The sequence below is a fragment of the Bacillus sp. ISL-35 genome, from assembly GCF_018613355.1.
Classification (GTDB): domain Bacteria; phylum Bacillota; class Bacilli; order Bacillales; family Cytobacillaceae; genus Mesobacillus.
In genome coordinates this window covers 19,198-41,536 of record NZ_JAGGQK010000025.1, presented here as the reverse complement: position 1 = coordinate 41,536, position 22,339 = coordinate 19,198, and the positions used below count along the sequence as shown (strand labels likewise).

Sequence of the window (22,339 nt, the reverse complement as noted above, 5' to 3'; positions counted from 1 at the left end):
TGTTTAGTTTTCAAAGAGCAAATTATGCGCGCCGCTCAGAAGCGACTTTAATAATTTATCACATCACAGCATTGAATGTCAACAGCTTTTTTGATTTGTTTTTTCATCATCAAAATGTTGTTAACCTGTTCGCGACTGTTTCTATATACTATCACCGGACATGCACAGAGTCAATATGAATATACCTTGAAATAATTGGGAAACATTTTTGAGTCTTTGCTTTACTTCTATATATAAAAACCAGCCGATCCCCATTCAGGAGATCGGCTGATTAATTTCATCTTATTTAGAAATCGTAATGATATTTTCGTCTTTCACATCCACATTGCCCTCTTTGTTGATGACAATGCTTTCCCCTTCAGCAAGGTTAGTGAATACGATTGGAGTAATGATAGACGTCGCGTTTTCCTTGATGTAATCAAGATCCACCTTCAATAACGGCTGTCCTTTTGTAACAGTATCATTTTCAGAAACAAGTGTCTCGAACCCTTGTCCCTTCAGATTAACTGTATCGATACCCACATGGATGAGGATCTCCCGTCCAGAGTCAGAGAGGATTCCAATCGCATGCTTTGTCGGGAACAGGTTGACGATCTTTCCATCTACCGGCGAAACAATTGTACCTTCAGCAGGTACGATCGCAAAACCGTCACCCATCATTTTTCCTGAGAACACTTGGTCAGGGACTTCTGTAATCGGTTTGATTTCCCCTTTAATAGGAGAAACGAATGTATCAGCTGCAGAATCTGTATCATGATGAGTCTGCAATGCTTCTGGATTTACTTCTTCAATTTGCTGTTCGACCTCTGTTGCCTGGTTCGTTTCTACCGGACGAGGCCTTTTGCCGTTCATGATGTCCTTCATCTGACCTTTAATAGTCTCTGAACGCGGCCCGAAAATTGCCTGGATGTTGTTGCCGACTTCAAGCACTCCGGCAGCACCGAGCTTTTTCAGGCGGTCTTTATCGACATTGCCAATATCATTTACTGATACACGAAGTCTTGTGATACACGCATCAAGGTGAGCGATGTTTTCTTTACCACCCATTGCATCAAGGACGTCATATGGAAGGTCGCTAGCTTGGCCCTTCGCTGCCCCTGCTTCCTCATCTTCTTCAACCTCTTCACGACCTGGTGTCATCAGGTTGAACTTACGGATGGCGAAACGGAAACCAAAGTAGTAGATAACCGCGAACACTAAACCAACAGGGATAACAATCCAAGCGTTTGTCTGCGGGTTGATCAATCCAAACAGGATGTAGTCAATCAGACCACCCGAGAAGGTCATACCGATTTTTACGTTTAAAAGATGCATTGTCATAAAAGATAGACCAGCAAAAATCGCGTGAACTCCGAATAGTACCGGCGCTACGAACAGGAATGAGAACTCAAGAGGTTCTGTGATCCCTGTCAGGAATGAAGTCAATGCAGCTGATACCATCAAACCGCCGACCACAACTTTTCTTTCCGGACGTGCTTCGTGATAGATCGCTAAAGCTGCTGCTGGAAGACCGAACATCATGAATGGGAATTTACCTGTCATAAATGTACCAGCAGTCAAATCCTGAACGTTATCTCCAATTTGAGCCATGAAGATCCGCTGGTCACCTCGGACAACATCTCCAGCCAAAGTAGTATACTGGCCAAATTCATACCAGAATGGTGAATAGAAGATATGATGCAGACCGAAAGGAATCAATGAACGTTCAACCACACCAAAGATAAATGCTGATAAAGTCAAGTTTGCATGAACCATGTTTTGCGAGAATGCATTCAGGCCGGTTTGGATTGGCGGCCAGATTACAAGCATTGCCAGACCCAGCAGAATCGCTGTTCCAGCTGTAATGATCGGAACGAAACGCTTTCCTGCGAAAAAGCCAAGATAGGATGGCAATTCGATTTCAAAGAACTTATTGTAAAGAGCAGCGGCAATTATACCAACGATGATACCGCCGAAAACTCCTGTCTGAAGTGTTGGGACACCCAGAATATTTGCGTAGTTCAATCCGTTGACATCTTCCGGAGTAATACCTAAAACAGTACCCATTGTCACGTTCATGATCAGGTAACCGATAATGGCAGCAAGACCGGCAACACCCTCACCGCCCGCTAAACCAACAGCTACACCGACCGCGAACAACAGCGGAAGGTTTCCGAAGACAATATCTCCGGCTTTTTGCATGACAGCAGCCACCAAATCGACGCCGCTGTTATCTAAAAATGGAGCAAGCTCCAACAAAGCAGGGTTGCGAAGTGCAGCACCAAGAGCAAGCAAAATACCTGCAGCTGGTAGAAGTGCAACTGGAAGCATCAGCGCTTTACCTACTTTTTGAAGAACACCAAAAGCTTTCTTAAACATAGGAAGACCTCCTGTATTTTTTTCTCCTAAAGCGGTTACAAACATTAAAAAAAACAAATAAAAAAGGCATGAGTAAGGTGTAACGAAAAGAAGCATACGGATATAGTACCCATAAAACTCCATTTCAATTACATTCTTTACTCATGCCTGATCGAATCAGTAACACGTAAAATATAACTGCTTATTTAGCTTTCTTCTGAAGCCTTTGCAAATGCATCGTCAGATACACCGCCTCGGCATCAAATACTTGTTTTTTCAAGGTCTGCTGCATCACTTTAATGAGTTTCCACGAAAGATTGTAACACAGAGGATATTCTTCTTTCAAGAGGGTTGCAAATTTTTCCGGTTCTTCTACTTTTTCGCCGTTATTGACCCTCTCAATCGTAAAACGTATGTGGCGGACAAGCCTTGTATAGTCTATGCCTTCTTTATCGATTTCGATATCCAGATTTTCTTCAATCATTTGTACCAGTTTTGTCACAAGCTGTGAGTGTTTGTTTACATCAGACAAATTGCGATTCATGACGGCGCTATGGATATGGAGGGCAACAAAGCCTATCTCCCCATCAGGAAGTTCGATTCCGGATCGATCCTTGATGAGCTGCACCACTTCTTTGGCTATTTCAAATTCTGTTGGATACAGTGTCTTTGTTTCCACCAAAAACGGATTTTTGAACTCCATTCCCTTTGAAATCCTGGTTACGGCAAACATTAAGTGGTCCGTCAAGGCGACATGGATGTGTTCATTCAGTTGGCCGGCTGTCCGTTTCTTGATTAACTCAATAGAAGATATGATCGCTTCGTGCAGGTCATTTTCAACAAATGGCAAAAGTTTGATATAGTTTGCCTGCTCTTTTTCATCCTTAAGGACAAACATTTTCTCCGCCTGTCCCTCTACTATCAAGTCTCCCTTTTTCCGGTTGAAGCCGATTCCCTTGCCAATCATGATGACTTCCCCGAAAGTTGGATGGTCAGCAATCAAGACATTATTGTTCAATCCTTTTTTCACTTCGATTCTGTCCATGCTGTTTCCCCGTTTCAGGTTGTTCTATGGGAATATCGTATATAAGGAGAATTTAGAAGTCAATCTGAAGTGTTTACCTGGCAGTCTTCAAATTTTGCCAAAAAAAGATCCAGCGGCATCCGCTGGATCGAAATGTCTATTCTGTTAAAAACACAAAGTATAGAACGAAGATGACGAAGAACAGGTACATAATCGGATGGACATCTTTTGATTTTCCCTTCACGAGCATGGTGATTGGATAAAAGATGAATCCTGCCGCAATCCCAGTTGCAATGCTTGAAGACAATGGCATAGAAATCATGGTCAGGAATGATGGAACTGCGATTTCAAAGCGTCCCCATTCAATTTTCCCGAGTGAGGAAACCATCAGTACACCAACGATGATCAATGCTGGTGCGGTTACTGCTGATGTGACCACTGAAAGCAGCGGGAAGAAGAATAGAGATAACAGGAAGAATCCTGCTGTTACTAGTGAAGCGAATCCGCTTCGTGCTCCTGAAGCTACACCTGCAGATGATTCAATATATGATGTTGTTGTTGATGTTCCGAAGATGGAACCAACAAGAGATGCGATTGAGTCAGCGAACAACGCACGGCCTGCGCGAGGCAGCTTGTTTTCTTTCATCAACCCTGCCTGATTGGCAACTGCAACGAGTGTACCTGCATTATCAAAGAAATCGACGAACAGGAATGTCAATATGATACCGAGCATGGTCGATGTGTAGAAAGATGGATCGCCGAATGCGGTGAAAACCGCTCCAAATGTCGGCGCCACGCTTGGTACTGCACCGACTACTTTTTCAGGTGTTTCAATAAGATTGAAGACCATTCCGACAATGACGCTAATGATGATTCCGAAGAATACTGCACCGTGAATGCCTCTTGTTAGCATGATGACGGTGATCAATAGGCCAAAAAGTGCAAGCAATGTATTGGCGCTTGTCAGGTCGCCGAGTCCCACAAGTGTTGCTGGATTATCAACGATGATGCCTGCATTTTTCAATCCGATGAAGGTGATGAACAATCCGATCCCCGCTCCGACTGCGTGCTTTAGTTCAACCGGGATGGCATTGATCAATTTTTCACGCCAGCCTGTAATCGTCAGCAGCAGGAAGAACACACTGGAGATGAAAACCGCTGCAAGCGCATGCTGCCATGGTGCACCGTGGCTTAGAACAACTGTGTAAGCAAAGAAGGCATTCAGGCCCATACCTGGCGCCAAGGCAATTGGGTATTTCCCGATCAAGCCCATAATGATGGAGCCAACCGCCGCTGCAAGAGCTGTTGCAACGAATACAGCACCAGCATCCATTCTCAATGCTTCCGGAAGATCCTTTATGTCTGACAGTGTGAGTACATTAGGATTTACAATCAGGATATACGCCATTGCAAGGAACGTGGTCATTCCGCCGATGAATTCGCGGCGATAATTCGTGCCGAGCTTATCAAACTCAAAATATTTCTTCATTTTTTCTTCCCCCTGAATAGAATTCGGGAAATAAGACCAAAAAGAAAACGCCACGGGATACCGGGGCGTTGACTAAAGGCAATAAAAGGAAGTCCTGGCGGCAAAAAATATAGAGATTGCCAGCCATGAATTCTATACCTCGTAGTCAAGCCATTTACGGTAGCTCGGTAGAAACTTTTGGGCCATATCCCCAATATTATACGACGAATTATGACAAATTATTAAGTTCAGTTTCATTCTAACAGGACTTTTGCCCTGAGTCAATAAAAAAAACGAACATTTTCATGTCCGTTTTTAATAATCGTTCGTATTTTATTCCCACTCGATAGTTGCAGGCGGTTTGCTGGTGATATCATAAACGACGCGATTGACGTGATCGACTTCGTTGACGATCCTTGTGGAGATAATCTCAAGGACATCCCACGGAATCCTTGCCCAATCGGATGTCATTCCATCAATGGACGTTACTGCTCGGATGCCTATTGTATAATCATATGTCCTCGCATCCCCCATGACACCGACGCTGCGGATATCAGGAAGGACGGTGAAGTACTGCCAGATTTCACGTTCAAGGCCAGCCTTCTTGATTTCGTCACGCAGGATAGCGTCCGATTCCCGAACAATCTCCAGCTTATCTTCAGAAATGGCCCCAAGAACACGGATACCGAGTCCAGGTCCCGGGAATGGCTGGCGCCAGACGACTTCATCAGGCATGCCAAGCTCAGTGCCAAGCGCACGAACTTCATCCTTGAATAATGTACTCAATGGCTCGATTAATTTGAACTGCATATCTTCAGGGAGCCCGCCGACATTATGGTGTGACTTGATTGTCTGCGCTGTCGCCGTACCGCTTTCGATAATATCAGTATACAATGTTCCCTGTGCCAGGAACTCAATACCTTCAAGCTTTTCCGCTTCATCATCAAAAACATAGATGAATTCATTTCCGATAATTTTCCGCTTCTGCTCAGGATCCGAAACTCCCTCCAGCTTACTGAGGAACCGGTCCTTCGCATCTACTTTTATCACATTCATGTTGAAGCCATCAGCTAAAGTTTTCATTACACCTTCCGCTTCACCTTTACGCAATAAACCGTGATCGACGAAGATGCAAGTCAGCTGGTCTCCGATCGCTTTGTGGATCAGGACCGCCACTACGGAAGAATCGACCCCGCCGCTAAGCGCGCAAAGAACTTTCTTATCGCCGACCTGCTGGCGAATTTTCTCCATCTCGATTTCGATGAAATTTTCCATCGACCAGTTGCCTTCGCATTCGCACACCTTGAAGACAAAGTTATTTAGCAGGTCATTCCCATACATGGAGTGGCGCACCTCAGGGTGGAATTGAACCGCGTAAAGCTTGCGGCTCTCGTCGCTCATTGCCGCAATCGGACAGGATGGATTGACTCCATCTACAGAAAATCCTGGCGGTGACATCGTGACGAGGTCACCATGGCTCATCCAGACTACCTGTTCACCCGGCGTCCCTTCGAATAACGAGTTCTGGTTATGGAGAGTCAGCAGGGCTTTTCCGTATTCACGGTTCTTTGCCTTCTCGACCTTCCCGCCGAAATGCATCGTCATCAGCTGCATTCCGTAGCAGATGCCCAAAATCGGTAAGCCCAGCTCGAATATCTCTTCATCACAACGGAAGGCTCCCTCATCATAAACAGAATTCGGCCCTCCTGAAAAAATGATTCCCTTTGGGTTCATCTTCTTGATTTCAGCTGCTGTAATCGTGTGTGGATGAAGCTCGCTGTAGACGCCAAACTCCCTGATCCGTCTTGTGATCAGCTGGTTATACTGGCTGCCAAAGTCTAATACTACAATCATTTCCTGGTCTTGCAGCTCGTTTTTCATAAAGTCACCTCATTTAAAATAGAAACACGATACTTCCGTTAGATGGTTATGTAAATAGTATGGCTTGTTGCGCATAAAAAAAGCCAGAATCCTGCCATCCAAAATAATAGGAAAGCAGAATTCCAGCTCGTTACGAACAAACAGAAGACTGCCTTCATAGTCAAATCATTTCCGGTGATTTGGTAGATACTTTCGAACCATATTATCGAGGATATATGAAGGTTGTTTCTATATAGTTGCACACATTGTATCAGTATAATATTTTAACGGTCAAGCCCCAGATTTCCTGATCATCTTTTCCCAGTGCTTTTTCACGTCCTGCCACATGTCTTCATTCAATTCGCCGCGGTAGAGATATTCTTCATACTTGGATGTGAGCCTTCTCATATCGCTTGTCGAGAAGAATGAATCCACATAGTAGGCGTAGTCACGCAATGTCTGGCCATCTTCCCGCTTCAGCCCGTATCTTCTCAGCTGCTTCAACAGGGCAATATAGGCTTTCTCAAGGTACTTGTTTTGCTTTTTGTACTTATAGAGAAGGATATACAATGCGGGAAGCCACTTTCCGCGGAGCCTGTATATGATCGCCACGAATATTGCCAGCACCAGCAATGTCAGCAGAATTTTTCCGAAATTATCCTTCAGGAACGCACCTGCCTTTTTCAGACCGTCTGAAAAAGAAAACTCCGGCTTGTCAGCCTGTGCCTGTTCTTCCGGAAGCTCCGGCTTCTTTGGTGCCTCTGGTGCTGTTACGTCTTCATCTTTTTCCTCTGTAGTGGATTCAGTGTTGTTGACGTTGTTGTATTCGAACTGGACATTATTTGAAAATCCTTGAGTCGGTTCGAACGGAACCCAGCCGACACCGGGAAAATATCCCTCCACCCAGGAGTGGGCGTTATTATTTGTGACCTCGTAAAGCCGGCGGCCGTTTTCAAGCGTGTCGATATAATCGCCTTCGGTATAGCCTTTTACCCAGCGGGATGGAATACCGATGGAGCGCATCATGACAACCATTGATGTGGAAAAATTATCGCAATAGCCCCGCTGTGTATCGAACAGGAACTGATCGACGTAATCCTGGCCATCAGCCGGAACAGCCACATCGGTTTGATCGTAGACAAACTCGTTCGAACGGAAGTATTTTTCAATCGCCTGCGCTTTTTCAAGCCAGGTCTGTTTATCCTTTGTAATTTCCTTAGCCAGCTCCACGACCCGCTCCGGAAGCTCTTCTGGCACCTGAGTATATTTTGCCAGGAAAGCCGCATCCTCCTCTTCTGCCATATCCTCTTTCCCAGCTGCCTTGAGCTTGTCGACACTGTAGACAGGATAATCGAATGTGAGTGAGTACGGGCCGAATGACCCTGATTGGCCATCAGGAAGGGAAGTGATTTTTTCTGTCTCAGGATCGAGCATGAACTGCAATGACGAGTATCCTGCAGAAGCCTCCACTTGTTTCACACCGAGCGGATAGACAAGGTGGGGGTACCCGATTTTCGGAATGACCCTGCTGGTACGCTCTTCTGTCTTCACATTTGCATCAAACGGCTGCATTGGAATGGCCTGTTCTGGTAAAAATTCAACCGGCATTGCTCCATCGGATTTTTCTGTAATCCATCCTTTTCCCGTATAGACATCTTTTGTTTCGATCCTCCAGTAATGCCGTCCATCTGCTTCAGCTGCGAAAACGACCCGATCGTCACCGATGAATGGCCCGCCAAGAGATGAATCATCCGTTCCATAGCCCACCTTCTTAACGCCGCCGCTGCCTTCGCCGGAATCCTGGTTATAGGAGGTGATGAACGGGACAGGGTCCGGCCAGATCGGGTCTGCTTTAGGAGCTGCATAGCCGATTCCCACACTTAAAACAATCATGGCCACCAAAGGCACCATCCATTTTTTCACGCTATTAAGGTTCTTCTTCACCACTTCCTTGTCAGCAATCCGGTGATATGACAGCATTCCCAGCACGGCAAATCCGGCAATGACTGTCCGGACAATCGCCGCATCAGCTTCATATGGAGTGAACGTGTCAAGAACCGTAATGTAAACTAGCGTCATGAAGTAAAACACAAAGATCTGTTTTCGGTTGATCAGCCAATATTGAATCAAGTAGGCCATCAGCCAGAGCAGGATAAAGAATAACAATGTCCTGAAAACGTTGGAGATTTCTGTCCATTCTGCATTCACAATAAAAATGGCATTCGACGTTACCTCGTTGAACAGCTCAGCGAACCATCCCAAACTGAAAAATGTTCCATCATAATACATGAAGTGAACGGAATATAAGATGATGATGATTTTCACGATCGCTCCCGGAATCACCGGCATGTTGAAGTACGACATCATCAGCGAGACAAATACAAAGCCAAGGAAGACACTTAAATGGCCTGTATCAGTCAGTTCCTTTAATGGCCGCAGCCATTCCCAAAGCAGCAAAAAGCTGAAAATATACAACAAAAAGAACGCGGCATCTTTTTTCGGCTTAGCGATTGTCATCCCCTGTTCACCTCCGAGAAGGCTTCCGGGAACTGGCTGTCATGCACCATGACAAGCCGGATTCCCCTTGCATTTGCCGATGACTTTAAGTTTATTTCTGTTTTTGACGGTGATTCCTGGCTATTTTTAATCAGGAAAATACTGACCGCTCCATTTCGTTGGTTATAGAACGCCGCTTTTTCAATCAACTCTTTCGTCAATTGGGAGGTAACCAGCATGATTGAATTGTTCTGCTGCGCGAGGAAGGTTTCTGCTTCCAGAACCCGGTCGAATGGGACGGGACTGCCATCCTGGATTTTGGCAAGATGGTAGAGAAGCTGCTGCTGCTGGCCCTCCCCGCCCCGGGCAGGAAAAGCTACACGCTCATGGCTCGATGTCAGCAGTCCAACCTGGGCGCCTTTGCGCAAAATCGCCCTGATGACGGAGGCTGTAAAAGAAACGATCACTTCAAAGCGCGGATCCGGCGCACAGTCCATCAAAAGGGTCACATCATGTGATTGCCTTTGTTCAAATTCCTTTGTCATGATATCATTTCGCCGAGCTGTCGCTTTCCAGTTGATCCAGGAAAACCGGTCCCCCGGCTGGTACTCACGAACACCAATGGCCATGGATGTATCTCGCTGGACACGTTCCTTCGAGGCGGTCATCCCCTGGTCAAAATGGTGGGCGACCGGCCGGTAAACCAGATCCTGATAGGCTGGATAAACAAGAATCCTGTTTTCAGCCGGCAGGATTTTTTCTTTTTCAATCAAGCCGAGCAGATCTCCCGTCTTCAGCTTGATCCCTGTCAGGACATGTTCGCCCCTGGGCAGGTTCTCGATCGAGTAGTCGAAGCTGAATACCCGATTGAATCCCGGGAATACCATTGTTTTCGCCTGTTGCAAATCCCGGTTTCCGGCAAGCGTTTCCCCGGCCTGTTCTTCGGCGATTGCGTAAAACAGCGGGAACGGGATATTTCTTTCAAGAACGATGCTCGCCCTGAACTTCTCGCCAGCGTTGTACTCCTGTTTTGTGTACACTCTTTCCGCCTTTATTTCTTTCAAAGAATATAAAGCAAGACCCAATGCATACAGCCCGAATGGCACGAAGCTGTAAAACAGGAACCAGCTGACAAAACCACCCTGGAACATCGCATACGAAAAGGTGAGCAAGATCAGGAAAAGCAGAACGATCAGCTTCCATATTTCTTTGAACTTTTGAAAATATTTTTTCATACTATTTCACGAGCCTTTGGATCGGCACAGGCACTCTCGCCATCACCCTGTTGACGACATCCTCAGCGGTGATCCCTTCGAACCTTGCCTCTGATTTCAAAATGATCCTGTGGGCGAAAACATAGGGTGCCAGATACTGGACATCATCCGGGATGACATAATCCCTTCCGTATATGAAGGCGTATGCCTGGGCCGCCTTCATCAAGGCAATCGATCCACGTGGGCTTACGCCAAGATAGACACTTGAATGGCCGCGAGTCCGGCTTGCCAGTTCGACAATATAGCGCTTGAGCGTTTCGTCGACGACGACTTCTTTTATGCTCTGCTGAAGGTCCCGTAAATCTTCAAGCGAAACCACCGGCTGCAAATCCTCGATTGGGAGATTGCGCTGCGCCCTGTCCAACACTTCCATTTCTTCATCTAGCGCCGGGTAGCCCATTTTCATTTTCAGGAGGAAACGGTCCAGTTGGGCTTCCGGCAGCGGATACGTACCCTCATAATCAATCGGGTTCTGGGTCGCCATGACAAAAAACGGCTTGTCGAGAATATGCGTCACACCATCGACCGTGACGCTTTGCTCTTCCATTCCTTCAAGCAGAGCTGATTGAGTTTTCGGTGACGTCCTGTTGATTTCATCAGCCAGAATGATGTTCCCCATGATGGGTCCCGGCCTGAACTCAAATTCCATTTCTTTTGGATTATAAATTGAAACGCCTGTCACATCTGAAGGCAGCAGGTCAGGAGTGAACTGAATTCTTCTGAACTTGGCACTGACAGACTTCGCCAGCGCGCGGACCATCATCGTCTTGCCGACACCAGGTACATCCTCAAGCAGTACATGTCCTCCGGCAAGCAGCGCAATCAGGCTTAACTCCGCTACGTTCCGCTTGCCTGTCATCACCTTATCGATATTTCCAAGTATTCGATCAACCGTTGGATTCATCTGGTCCCTCATTGAAATTTCCCCCTTGTATCTATTTATCTACGTAAATACGTTTTATTTTTATCCCAATAAGTCTATATTCGCTATTTTCTGTAAAAATCCTGTAATGGGTGAGATGAAAATATTTCTGCTTTGTGATAGACGTGAATTCATAAGAGAAAGTTTCATAAAGGCTCTTTTCTCAAACTTTGTTGCTATTGAATACAAAATTGGATTGAATTCGCTGTATTCCTTTGTAAAGTAGACGCTTCTTATGAGAAAAGAGCATGAAAACTTCATATCGACCTCCAAGATAGGTATATACTACGTTAAAATCGGCTTTAGGATTTTAACAACAATCTTTACGAAAACAGCCTTCATAAAAAGAGAAAACGGCCCTCAATCGAGAGACCGTCAACATTTCATCTATTTATCTATTTAGCTTGCAGCCTTAGGAATCGCACCCATTCCCTCGAGGATGATCCTCGCGTCTGTGTTCAAATACGCTTCGATATCCCCCCGCAAAAACAGCAGCGAGTGGTCCTTGATGACTACCTTCAAGCCCCGCAAGTCAAATTTGGATGCATAGTTATTCACAGCATTGATGATTGCCATGTCCTTCCTTGTCAGCGGCTGTTGGCCAGCCTCCATGCGTTTTGTCAAAAACTCAAGCAACTCTCTGGCATTCGACTTTAGATGGCTGCGGTTCTCATTAAGGATTTCAATGTTCTCTTCCATATACAATCTCGCAGCCGCAAAATCCAATTCCTCGACACGATTGTTGATTCTGGCAATCAAATCCAAAACGTGCATCACTTTCTCCCCCTGATGTTAAAAACTCTGCTTATCTTCTATATCGGACGACAACTCCGCTAATCCATCATTTATGTAAAAATTAGTCATTAAGACTTAGCACAGAGAATAGCAGTAGGCAAAACAGTCTATTAGAAGATTTTCATTCTCGTAAATTAGGAGCAGCTGGCCCTTGCCAGCCGCCCCCCTGGTTTATCTATGGATCTTTCCATTTTCGTCAACATAGATGGATTCAACAATCGTCCGTTCGAATGGTTTTCCTTTACCATCGACTCCGGTGACTTCTGTTGTCAGGTTGTAAACGCCTGGCTGGTCAAAATCCCCTTCAGCGATTTTACCTGCCTTAACACCTTTTCCTGCTTCTTTGAGTTTCTTTTCATTGTCATGGTCAAATTTAATCCAGTTTGTTTTATATGAAGCTTTCACCTTCTGGCTCTTGTCTTTTTTCAATTCAACACTAAGCGGGCTATTGATTCCGATTACCATCAAGTAGGCAGCGCCCGGTCCGTTTACCTTCCACTTCCCAGCCTTTGGCCGATCGACTTCAAACAGGTGGACCCATGCTCCCTTGAAGAACTCACCGTTGTCCTGCTGAATTTTCATCGCGCTGTATTCTTTGCCATCAGGACCTTTCAGCTTGAGTGATGGCAGCTTTTTTTCACTCAGGAAAGCCATCTGGAACCAATCTGCCCCTTCCTCGATGATGAAGCTGTCCTTGATGGCTTGTTCCGACTTCCCGCCTCGGACAATCTGGGTTGTATCAGGCTCCGCCACAGCTTCTGCTGTTGAAAATATACCAGCAGCGGCTGGCTGTGCTGACATTGTATATGGTTTGAACACTGAGAATGTATGTGAGCCTTCACGGACCGTTGTATGGTTCCAGGCTCCTTCCCGGACGATGGTTCCGCCTGGCAAGCGGGAACTGAAAACCGTAACAACCCCATCATTCGAGCCATAACTGCTTAAATAAAGCCCTCCCCAGTACAAGGCGCTGCCGAAGGAGCCCCATTTATAGCCGCCCAGTGTGTAATAGCGGTTCTTAGCTGCATTCGCGTGGTTATCGGTAACGCTGCGGAAATAACTCATATTCCCTGTCATGAGAGATCGAGTGGCATCATTATTGTTGCCAAGCAATGCCGCAAGCCACCAGGCAGAACTGCTGTGAGCAAGGTCTGAAAGCTGGGTGCCGTGATGCGGCGAGGACAGGGTGATGACATTTGAAACATACTGGTGGGCGCCATAGTGGACGAGCGCAGTCTGTGTGTCTACCCCGCCTTTACTGTGGCCGACCACGACCAGCTTCTTGCTGCCGTAATGCTCATAAATTTGCTTCAGCTTTCCGGCCAGCATCGCTCCATTTTCCCACATGTCCTTTTCCGGATAAAGATCGATAAAGGCTGTTTGATAGCCATTGGCAAGAGCAGTTTCATACATGTCATTGCCGTCCCACCAGACTGATGCCGAACTGTTATATCCATGAATGAAGACGATCGGCGATTTAGCTGGATCAATCCAGGAAGGATCTGTCCCCAGGTACCAGGTGCCCGGAACCCCGGAGGAGCCTCCGCCCAGATCGCCCGCTTTAGCAGCAACAGGGACCATCAATAATAAAACCATTAATAATGACATAATCCTTTTGCTCCTTCTCAAACCATACCCCTCCTCCTTTTTACACACATCATTTAAAAGTATTAAATTGCCTGATTGGATAGAAGGGTACTTTGTTTCATTTTGATTGGGAAAATAGTATTATTTCATCAATGAACAAGAAGAACCCGCCATTTCGGCAGGCTCAGACTATTATTCTCCTACGATTTTCGCGTCCTTCAGTAAGTCATCTGTCAGCGTGATTCCTTCTTCTTCAGCTGCCTTTTTGTTAATGACCAATTCTAGGTTCTCAGGGTAGCCTACCGGAATGTCAGCCGGCTTTTTGCCTTCAAGGATCTCCACTGCCATTTTGCCAGTGGTGTAGCCAAGCTCATGATAATCGAGTCCATAGGACGCGAATGCTCCTCGCTTCACTGAATCTCCTTCACCCACAAACATTGGGATATCTTTATCATTTGCAACGGTAATCACCGACTCAAGCGCTGCAACCACGGTATTATCCTTTGGAATATACAGAACATCTACACGGCCAACCATCGACTCGGCTGCCTGCTTTACTTCAGAGCTGGCCGAAATCGTGGATTCCACAGCTTGGAGTCCTTCCGCCTCCAATGCTTCCTTGGCGTTTTTAACATTCACCACGGAGTTGGGTTCACCATTGTTATAAATAATTCCGACCTTCTTCGCTCCCGGGACGAACTTTTTGATGGCAGCGATGGTATTCTTGATGGCATCTGGATGTGTATCAGAGGTTCCCGTCGCATTTCCGCCTGGCTTCTCCATGGACTGGACGAGCTCAGCGCCGACAGGGTCCGTGATCGCAGTGAACAGGACAGGGATATCCTTCGTCGCCTGGACCGCCGCCTGAGCACTCGGTGTCGCAATCGCTAAAATCAAATCACTTTTATCTGAAACAAACTTTTGCGCAATCGACGCATTGTTATTCATATCACCCTGGGCATTCTGGTAATCAATTTTAAGATTCTTGCCTTCTTCATAACCGGCATCCTTAAGAGCAGCGATAAATCCTTCCCTTGCAGCATCAAGCGAAGGGTGCTCTACAATCTGGGTAATCCCGATTTTCACCGTCTTTTCCTTCTTCTCTCCACTCGCCTGATTACCACCCCCGCCACATGCTGCAAGCATCAGCATCGCACCGCTCAATAAAACAGCCAAACTCTTTTTCATCCTTCATCCTCCCCAAATTCACAAAATAGTTATGTATCTTCTTGTTGAATGAAAAAGCTGCCGATCCTCCTCGATAATATATTTCTTATTTTTTTAATATTCTGATATTAACACGTTAAGCAAATCTAGGACAATAGTAAACTTAAAAATATATAACTAATATTCGATTCTCTAGTTAATTAGATGAATCCCCTGCTACAAACGTACATTTTTAGTTTTTAAAAACAAATTAGTTTGTTTGTCCATTCAGAAAAAGGAAACGAAAATATACTGCTAAGGAATCTAGTAAAAAGGAGTGAATGAAATGTATAACCAGTACAAGAAGTACCCAATGCCATCGGGTGATTATCAGGAAAAAGACCACAAAAAATCCAAAAAGAAAGACAAATGCGATAAGAAGAAAGAGGATGACAAGTGGTTTAAGCAGGAGCAGGAACCAGAGCAAATCGCGATTGGCTACATCAATAATGGCGCCATTGCCATAGATGGCAGTAATGCGTCCGATAATCCAAATGACAGTGCTGTGGCACAAGATTACAGTAATGCATCTGACAATCCAGAAGAAAGTGCTGTGGCGCAGGAACGAAGCAATTCACTTGATGACGGTGACAACAGCTCCGTTTCCCAGGGCAAGAGCAGTGCTGCAAATGAAACTGTTAACAGTGCATTAGCCCAAGATGATAGCAATGCATCCGACGATCCATTTGATAGCGCAGTGGCATTGGATGACAGTAAGGCAAAGGAAATTTTTTAAGGCATTAAAGATATGCAAGATCAATCAAAAAGGAGTGAATGAAATGTATAAGCACCCTGAAAAAAAAGAGCACGATAAATCGTCCTGCAAGCAATTTGCCATTGGTTATGTAGAAAATGGAGCCATCGCTTTGAGACGCAGTAACGCTTCAGATAATCCTGATGCCAGTGCTGTTGCCCAACACTTCAGTAATGCTTCTGACAACCCTACAAATAGTTCTGTTGCCCAAGGAAAGAGCAATGCTGCCGATAATCCAGTGGAAACTTCACTTGCACAAGGGAAGAGTAATGCTGCAGACGATACAATCGACAGTGCTCTTGCTCAAGACGACAGCAATGCATCCGACAATCCTTTCGACAGCTCTGTCGCCCTCGACGACAGCAAAGCTACTGACGTCTTTTAAAATAGGAAATGACAATCGATCCCCCACAGCCCATGTGCAGTGGGGATCGATTGTGTCATTTCCAGCTGCTGAAAAGTATTAGAAAAAGAGGTGAATTTTATGGATAAATGGACTAAGGAACAAATGAAGAAAGAGATCCTGGAGGAGCTGTCTGGTGAATTAACGAAGAAAATCAGGAAAGAATTCAAAAAGATGATGGCTGAATATCTGGAGCCAAGACTTAAGAAGGAAATCAACAAAAACCTTTCGACTCTCATCGAAACTCATTCAGGTCCGGACTTTAACAGCAAGCTGCAGAACATCTTACAGAACTATCCTCTTCAGCTCAATCTCCATCTTAATTTAAGTCAGCATCAAAACCCTGAACAAATTTCCATCGGCCATGTAGACCATTCTGCGGTTGCTGTAAAACACAGTAACGCTGTCGATGATCCGGTTAATAGCGCTGTTGCTCAGGATCACAGTAACGCTGCAGATGATCCTACTAACAGCAGCATTGCACAGGGCAGCAGCAGTTCAGCAAATGCTCCTACGGATAGTGCACTCGCGCAAAATGACAGCAGTGCCATTGATAATGCGACTGACAGCTCTCTTTCCCAAGAAAACAGCAATTCATCCGATGATCCGGTTGATAGTCAAATTTCTCAGGACCATAGTAAATCTTCCGAAAAAGATGCTGATGCTCCAATTTATTGAGATAATAGGGTCATTATCCCTCTACGGCATTTTGTTTCTTCCATCCCGCTCCATTAATATTCAAGAGCATCCATTGGGTGCTTTTTTGTTTTAATCTGGACTTCTTAAGATACATATCTTTTTCAAATAAACATACATTTCTTGAATGGCGCAAATCCGTTTATATACATTGTTTTAAAACATCTTTGACCGGTTTACAGCATCGGTAAATCCATCGATTATCCGAATGACGGTTATGGGTCCGTAACATGTACAATCAATGAGTCATACCAGCGATTTTAATTTTTCTATCTCAAACAAGAGCTTACTTGAAATTTTCAAATATTCGGCATGTGTGTATATTTTTAAGTATTTATTAACTTCTCAATAAGGAGTATGATAGTAATTAAAATAATATTTTCGTATAGAAGGGCATCTAGCGAAAAGGACATCATAAAGAAAGAGGTAATGATATGAATGCAACATACTCTACATCTACAAGCATGTCTAAAACAAAGACTCTTGTAATCAATGCTCTTTTTATCGCGTTAACCGTGGTAGCGACCATGTTCATCAACATCAAGCTTCCAATCATGGGAAATGGCGGTTTGATCCATCTTGGGAATGTGCCTTTGTTCATCGCCGCATTTGTTTTCGGCAGAAAAACAGGAGCAATCGCAGGAGCGTTCGGAATGGGACTGTTCGACTTGATCTCCGGCTGGGCTGTCTGGGCTCCATTCACGTTCATCATCGTTGGTTTGATGGGTTATCTGGCAGGACTGATGGCTGAAAAAATGCCTGGCAAGAAGGTCGTTGTCTATTCACTCGCAGTGATCGTCGCGATGCTGGTCAAGATTGTAGGTTACTATTTTGCCGAAGTCGTCCTTTACGGCAACTGGATCCAGCCATTTGGCTCCATTCCGGGCAACATCATGCAGGTGGTACTCGCAGGGTTGATTGTGATCCCTCTTGCAGGTCGAATCAAGAAGTTATTTTAATCAGGCACTTTTTTAAAGATCAGAACAATACAAAAATCCCCTATGGCTCATAGGGGATTTCTTTTATGTATAAGGTCAAGATTCGAGGCTGATTTTGTCGATACCACTTTAAAAATTTGTAAATATTTCTCGGGAAATTGTTGAATTTTGAAAGTGGATTAATCTTTTTCGACACGATTTACTATAGCGTATCGTATGGCGATATACAGCCACACACCATGTCAAAAGCTTTTTGTTGTATATTGCTTCATATCGCCTGGCAATATGCGCTTGCCTTCAATAGCATTCTCTTATTCAAGACAATATCGCTAATTTATTTCTTGAACAACGAAAATAGCCAGTTCCATTTTCTGTTCCGGATTTCCTCTTCTAATCGTCTGTTAAAATCAATTTGAGAATTCCACTCATTCTTTTGTTCCTCGCGCATTTTCTGCAGCTCTTTTTGCAGAAGTTCACTTCGCTCCCTTTCCTGTTCCAGCAAGTCTTCATAATGGGCGTTTTGCTGTTCCAGGATCCTCTCAATCTTAGCATTGGTTCTTTGTGCTGAATTCCCAATACTGGAACTGATCACGTGATGATCCTGCTGAAGCTGTGAGACATTAGTTTTCAGCTGGGCCATATCGTTTTTCAGCTGCACATTCATTTCACGCGCTGCTGCCAGTTCATTGACGACAAAAAGCAAAACCTCTTTTAATTGATTCGGGTCCTGAGGCAGGTTTTCGTATGTATCGTTAAGAGCGATTTCCGTACCGCCCGCTCCTTCCAGCTTCTCTCTTTGCTGTACCACAAGGTCCTTGGCTGTTTCATCCAGCGGCTTGTCCGTATCGCGTAACGCTACAAGTGCTTGGATATCGGATTGCACAAAGATCCGGCGGTCACCGTCCTTCAAAAACTCGTAACCATTGCGCTCCAGAATCTGGCCATACTTTCGGACAGTAGGCGTCGCAATCCCAATCTCCTCCGCCACTTCCTTCGTTGAGAATGCCTGTTCATTCGCTTGTATATCGTGTCGCATATCGCACATGCACCTCCTATTTACCAATATGCTAGGTTTTAACCGTAATTGCAATAGTCATATCGTCTATATTTCTATTCTATCAGAAATACCGTTCTCTGCCATATCGGTTAGTAAGTAATTTTCATCCGCTTCCATGGCGCAGAATGTCGAAAGCCCGGCTCAACAGAAGTTGATGCCGGGCACTTAAGCGATACACAACTGATTCACACGCTGATACACTCAATTTTTTCCTATCAATTCGTCAATAGTTTGTGTTACATCCTGCAGAATCCTGTCCCATTGTTCTTGTAAGTTTTTGCTTAATCCGATATGGAACCTGATTTCCTCCGGTTCCACGCCGATGAGGTATCCCCTGATGGATTCCTTTTGCCCATATAATAGATTAAACAAATGGAAATCATGCGGTGAAAACTCCAATTCCCGGTGTTCATGCAAATCAGAAAGCTCATAAACCGTAAGACTGCAAGGTGTTTTCCCTGAAACGGCAGCATCGATAATAATCACCAATGAAGTGCCCATTATTTGCTCCAGGCAATAATCAATATCCGATTCACCAATCAAAAACGAAACACCTGGATCATAATTCTGCCTAGATAGCTCCTCAATCAGGTAAATACCGATTCCATCATCCATCATCAGCCTATTGCCAATGCCTAAAACGATGACCTTCTCCATTAAAACACCTTTATTGTTTTCATTTGTTTTCCCGGAGTGTATACATGGGTCGCACAGGACATGCACGGATCGAAAGAACGCAGGATCCTTCCGATCTCGGCAGGTTTCTCAGGATCCTGGATGGGTGTCCCGATCAGCGCTTGTTCGGCTGTTCCTCTATAGCCGTTCTCATCACGGGTCGAAAAATCCCATGTTGAAGGAGTGATGATTTGATAGAATGAGATCTTCTTATCTTTTATCTTAAGCCAGTGTCCAAGTGCTCCCCTTGTCGTATCAACCAATCCCCTCCCAGATGCCGATTCTGGAAGTTCATATTTTTTCTGCACGTCCACTCCCGGAATGACCTGCTGGAGCAATAGCTTCATGATCTCTGTGATTTTTTTCGCTTCAAGTGCCCTGGCAATAGTCCGGTCCATAGCGGAGATGCCATTGTCATAATTTCCGCTTAATATCAGTCTTGCCAGCGGTCCCACCTCAAATGGAAGCCCATTATACCTCGGCGCTTTTACCCAGGAATAAGCATTCTTCTTATCCATATCAGGTTCCGGGACTATTTCACCTGGTGAATACGTATGTTCTGATGACGTAAAGTAAGAGTAATCAATTTTCTCCTGAATCTTGCTTTCGTCAAATACCTGAAGTCCTTCCGGAGTCAAGACAAGCGGATCAACATATAAAGTCCCGAGCTCTTTATAACTATTAAAAGAACCATATGACAGCAAGTTCCCGTATCCGCCGCCCAACTGGTAATAATCTTGATAATATCGGGCGATATCATATACATCGGGAATCATTTTTTCATCAATGAAGGCAGATATCTTCTGTAAAACCGAATCCAGGTGGACCACCTTTTCTGCGGTTGCCTGGGTCGTGATCCCGCCAATGAAGACACCATGGTTATGTGGGGCTTTTCCTCCCAGGACCGCGAGCATCTGGTGGCCAAGCCTGCTGATCGCCAGAGACTCAAAGTAATGCCTGGATATCCGGTCATTGATTTCAGTTGGCAGCCTGAAGTCATCGTGATCGGCCTGGAACAGCGAATTTTGTTCTATTTTCACAAAATCAGGGACCGTATATTGATAAAAGTGGCGAATATGATTTTGCAGAAATTCACAGCAATGGATGATATCCCTTAAGTACTTCCCCTGTTCCATCGGCTCAATCTTCAGGGCATCCTCCAACGCCAAAGAAGAAGCCATCGAATGTGCTGACGAGCAAATCCCACAGATCCGCTGGGTAAAATAAACGGAATCAAATGGGCTTCTGCCAATCAGCATTTGCTCAAAGCCTCTGAATAAATTGCCTTTTGTTTTTGCCTCGACGACCCGATTGTTTTCTACCGTTACATCAATTTCCATAAAGCCGCTGATCCGTGTTAATGGGTTAATGACAATTCGCTTACTCATCCTTCACCACCCTTGTCGTGTCATAGCTGATAAACGGAGCCATCGCATCCGGAAAACCAAATTGCGCACAGCCGATGCATGGGGTATCGTCCCCTATCGGCCAGTTCACATGTCCATTCCATTGCCTGGTCGGACAATCAATCCTTGTCACCGGCCCGCGGCATCCAAGCTTGAAAAGACATGTTTTATCCCCTAGTTTCTCCGCAAAAATCCCCCTGTCAAAAAACGGCCTTCTCGGGCAGCGATCATGGATGAGGGTGCTGTAAAACATCAGCGGGCGGCCGAGATTATCCGTTTCTGGTTCTCCATAAAGGAGCATGTGGGCCAGTGTTCCTAAAAACCAGTCAGGATGGACAGGGCACCCTGGCAATTTGATCATCTTTTTATTAGGAAGAACCGTTTGCAGGCCAACTGACTCAGATGGATTCGGCCTGGCAGCAGAAACGCCGCCATGTGTCGCACATGCGCCAACAGCAAGGATGCTCTCGGCTTTTTCTCCAAGCATCTGAGCGGCCTGAAGACCTGTAAGCGGCTTTCCCTGCCAACTGCCGATGATATTGTAAAGACCGCTATTTTTTAACGCGACTGCTCCCTCAACAGCCAGTATAAAATCTTCATTCATGGCCTCCATCAGTTTTGCGATGGCCTGTTCTCCTTCAGCTGCCATCAGGCTGTTGCTGTACCGCAAATCGACCATTGAATTTAACGCATATTCGAAATCAGGACTCTGTCCATTCAATAACGAAATAATATTCCCTGAGCATCCGTTCAATTCCAGATACACTAAGTTTCTTTTCTTGATCAAACCTCGATCAAGCTGTTTGATAGCTGTATTTGTAAGTCTTTCAGCAATCGCCTCATTTGTTAATGGTTCAGGCGGCAAAATAAACTGGCTCATTGCATTAACCTCCCCACCGCAGGCAGCATCGCGAGGATGGATTCCTGTCCGGCATGACAGGAGGCAAATTCCCTGGTATAATCCCTTCCCGCAACCAGGCCGAAATGGGTGGCTGCTGCCCAGGCCCGATTGTTCGTCACATCATGGACGATACCATTCACGGCAACAAATGCAGGCCTTCCGTTTTTGCCATCGAATGTTGCCAACTCTTGTATCGTAAAAGATCGCTGATTGTTTGTTGTGTTATTTGGATTTGGCAGGGGAGTGATGGGCGGAATTTGCGGCTGGTTTGTAGGAGCAGGCTGCGGAATCGAATTCTGTATTTGCCCAGAGTTTTTACTTGCCTGGTTGGCAAGCAGTTCACTTAAAAAATGAATCGAAGATAGCGAGTCCCATATGCGTTGCATAATTTGCTGGTTTTTATAATAATCACTCGTTCTCGAAAGTGTATACAAGTCTTGCCGCGCCTGTGTGACAAGGTGATTCAGCTGTAATCTGATTAACTGGATGTTGGTCATGACTTCCTCTCCTTAAGGCAGCTTTCCTCCTATCCTATGCGCA

The 22,339-nt window shown here is 45.2% G+C and carries 19 protein-coding genes and 2 riboswitches; of the genes, 4 read left to right on the top strand and 15 right to left on the bottom strand.

Features of this window, described 5'->3' with window-relative positions:
* Window positions 1-282: 282 nt before the first annotated feature.
* The 10 genes from ptsG to J7E38_RS22410 form a co-directional block, all read right to left on the bottom strand.
* A complete protein-coding gene (gene ptsG, locus J7E38_RS22455; protein WP_214710372.1) occupies window positions 283-2,358 on the bottom strand; it encodes a glucose-specific PTS transporter subunit IIBC in 2,076 nt (691 codons plus the stop codon).
* A gap of 181 nt (window positions 2,359-2,539) precedes the next feature.
* Complete coding sequence (gene glcT / locus J7E38_RS22450; RefSeq protein WP_214710373.1) at window positions 2,540-3,382, bottom strand: glucose PTS transporter transcription antiterminator GlcT; 843 nt, start codon at window positions 3,380-3,382, stop codon at window positions 2,540-2,542.
* Between the two features lie 136 nt (window positions 3,383-3,518).
* A complete protein-coding gene (locus J7E38_RS22445) occupies window positions 3,519-4,850 on the bottom strand; it encodes an NCS2 family permease (RefSeq protein ID WP_214710374.1) in 1,332 nt (443 codons plus the stop codon).
* A 122-nt stretch (window positions 4,851-4,972) separates the two neighbouring features.
* Window positions 4,973-5,074, bottom strand: a riboswitch (purine riboswitch).
* 88 nt (window positions 5,075-5,162) lie between these two features.
* Window positions 5,163-6,710: a glutamine-hydrolyzing GMP synthase gene (gene guaA, locus J7E38_RS22440; protein WP_215038943.1), complete on the bottom strand. Its 1,548-nt coding sequence runs from the start codon at window positions 6,708-6,710 to the stop codon at window positions 5,163-5,165.
* A 137-nt stretch (window positions 6,711-6,847) separates the two neighbouring features.
* Window positions 6,848-6,949, bottom strand: a riboswitch (purine riboswitch).
* A gap of 31 nt (window positions 6,950-6,980) precedes the next feature.
* On the bottom strand, window positions 6,981-9,206 hold the full coding sequence (locus tag J7E38_RS22435) for a transglutaminaseTgpA domain-containing protein (protein ID WP_214710375.1): 2,226 nt from the start codon (window positions 9,204-9,206) through the stop codon (window positions 6,981-6,983).
* Window positions 9,203-10,420, bottom strand: coding sequence for a DUF58 domain-containing protein (locus J7E38_RS22430; protein WP_214710376.1), 1,218 nt, complete (start codon window positions 10,418-10,420; stop codon window positions 9,203-9,205). The genes J7E38_RS22435 and J7E38_RS22430 overlap by 4 nt, the downstream gene beginning before the upstream one ends.
* Before the next feature lies 1 nt (window position 10,421).
* The gene (locus tag J7E38_RS22425; protein ID WP_214710377.1) at window positions 10,422-11,375 is read right to left on the bottom strand and encodes an AAA family ATPase; all 954 of its coding nucleotides are present in this window, start codon (window positions 11,373-11,375) and stop codon (window positions 10,422-10,424) included.
* A gap of 405 nt (window positions 11,376-11,780) precedes the next feature.
* Window positions 11,781-12,155: a hypothetical protein gene (locus tag J7E38_RS22420; protein ID WP_214710378.1), complete on the bottom strand. Its 375-nt coding sequence runs from the start codon at window positions 12,153-12,155 to the stop codon at window positions 11,781-11,783.
* A 192-nt stretch (window positions 12,156-12,347) separates the two neighbouring features.
* A complete protein-coding gene (locus tag J7E38_RS22415) occupies window positions 12,348-13,784 on the bottom strand; it encodes an esterase/lipase family protein (protein WP_214710379.1) in 1,437 nt (478 codons plus the stop codon).
* 171 nt (window positions 13,785-13,955) lie between these two features.
* Window positions 13,956-14,951, bottom strand: a complete 996-nt coding sequence (locus J7E38_RS22410; protein WP_214710380.1) for an ABC transporter substrate-binding protein — start codon at window positions 14,949-14,951, stop codon at window positions 13,956-13,958.
* 304 nt (window positions 14,952-15,255) lie between these two features.
* Here J7E38_RS22410 and J7E38_RS22405 point away from each other — a divergent pair, with 304 nt between their 5' ends.
* From J7E38_RS22405 to J7E38_RS22390, 4 genes are all read left to right on the top strand, one after another.
* Window positions 15,256-15,705, top strand: a complete 450-nt coding sequence (locus J7E38_RS22405) for a hypothetical protein (RefSeq protein ID WP_214710381.1) — start codon at window positions 15,256-15,258, stop codon at window positions 15,703-15,705.
* A gap of 43 nt (window positions 15,706-15,748) precedes the next feature.
* On the top strand, window positions 15,749-16,108 hold the full coding sequence (locus J7E38_RS22400) for a hypothetical protein (RefSeq protein WP_214710382.1): 360 nt from the start codon (window positions 15,749-15,751) through the stop codon (window positions 16,106-16,108).
* A gap of 99 nt (window positions 16,109-16,207) precedes the next feature.
* A complete protein-coding gene (locus tag J7E38_RS22395; RefSeq protein WP_214710383.1) occupies window positions 16,208-16,804 on the top strand; it encodes a hypothetical protein in 597 nt (198 codons plus the stop codon).
* Window positions 16,805-17,256: 452 nt separating this feature from the next.
* Window positions 17,257-17,781 carry an ECF transporter S component gene (locus J7E38_RS22390; protein WP_214710384.1) on the top strand — a complete coding sequence of 175 codons (525 nt, stop codon included), beginning with the start codon at window positions 17,257-17,259 and terminating at the stop codon, window positions 17,779-17,781.
* A 313-nt stretch (window positions 17,782-18,094) separates the two neighbouring features.
* Here the strand turns inward: J7E38_RS22390 and J7E38_RS22385 are convergent, their stop codons facing one another.
* The 5 genes from J7E38_RS22385 to J7E38_RS22365 all read right to left on the bottom strand — a co-directional run bounded on the left by J7E38_RS22385 (window position 18,095) and on the right by J7E38_RS22365 (window position 22,296).
* Complete coding sequence (locus J7E38_RS22385; RefSeq protein ID WP_214710385.1) at window positions 18,095-18,796, bottom strand: SH3 domain-containing protein; 702 nt, start codon at window positions 18,794-18,796, stop codon at window positions 18,095-18,097.
* Between the two features lie 222 nt (window positions 18,797-19,018).
* Window positions 19,019-19,474: a hydrogenase maturation protease gene (locus J7E38_RS22380; protein ID WP_214710386.1), complete on the bottom strand. Its 456-nt coding sequence runs from the start codon at window positions 19,472-19,474 to the stop codon at window positions 19,019-19,021.
* The gene (locus tag J7E38_RS22375) at window positions 19,474-20,880 is read right to left on the bottom strand and encodes a nickel-dependent hydrogenase large subunit (RefSeq protein ID WP_214710387.1); all 1,407 of its coding nucleotides are present in this window, start codon (window positions 20,878-20,880) and stop codon (window positions 19,474-19,476) included. The genes J7E38_RS22380 and J7E38_RS22375 overlap by 1 nt, the downstream gene beginning before the upstream one ends.
* Window positions 20,873-21,778 carry a hydrogenase small subunit gene (locus J7E38_RS22370; protein ID WP_214710388.1) on the bottom strand — a complete coding sequence of 302 codons (906 nt, stop codon included), beginning with the start codon at window positions 21,776-21,778 and terminating at the stop codon, window positions 20,873-20,875. The genes J7E38_RS22375 and J7E38_RS22370 overlap by 8 nt, the downstream gene beginning before the upstream one ends.
* A complete protein-coding gene (locus J7E38_RS22365) occupies window positions 21,775-22,296 on the bottom strand; it encodes a cytochrome b5 domain-containing protein (RefSeq protein WP_214710389.1) in 522 nt (173 codons plus the stop codon). Before J7E38_RS22365 ends, J7E38_RS22370 begins: the two co-directional genes overlap by 4 nt.
* Window positions 22,297-22,339 lie beyond the last annotated feature (43 nt).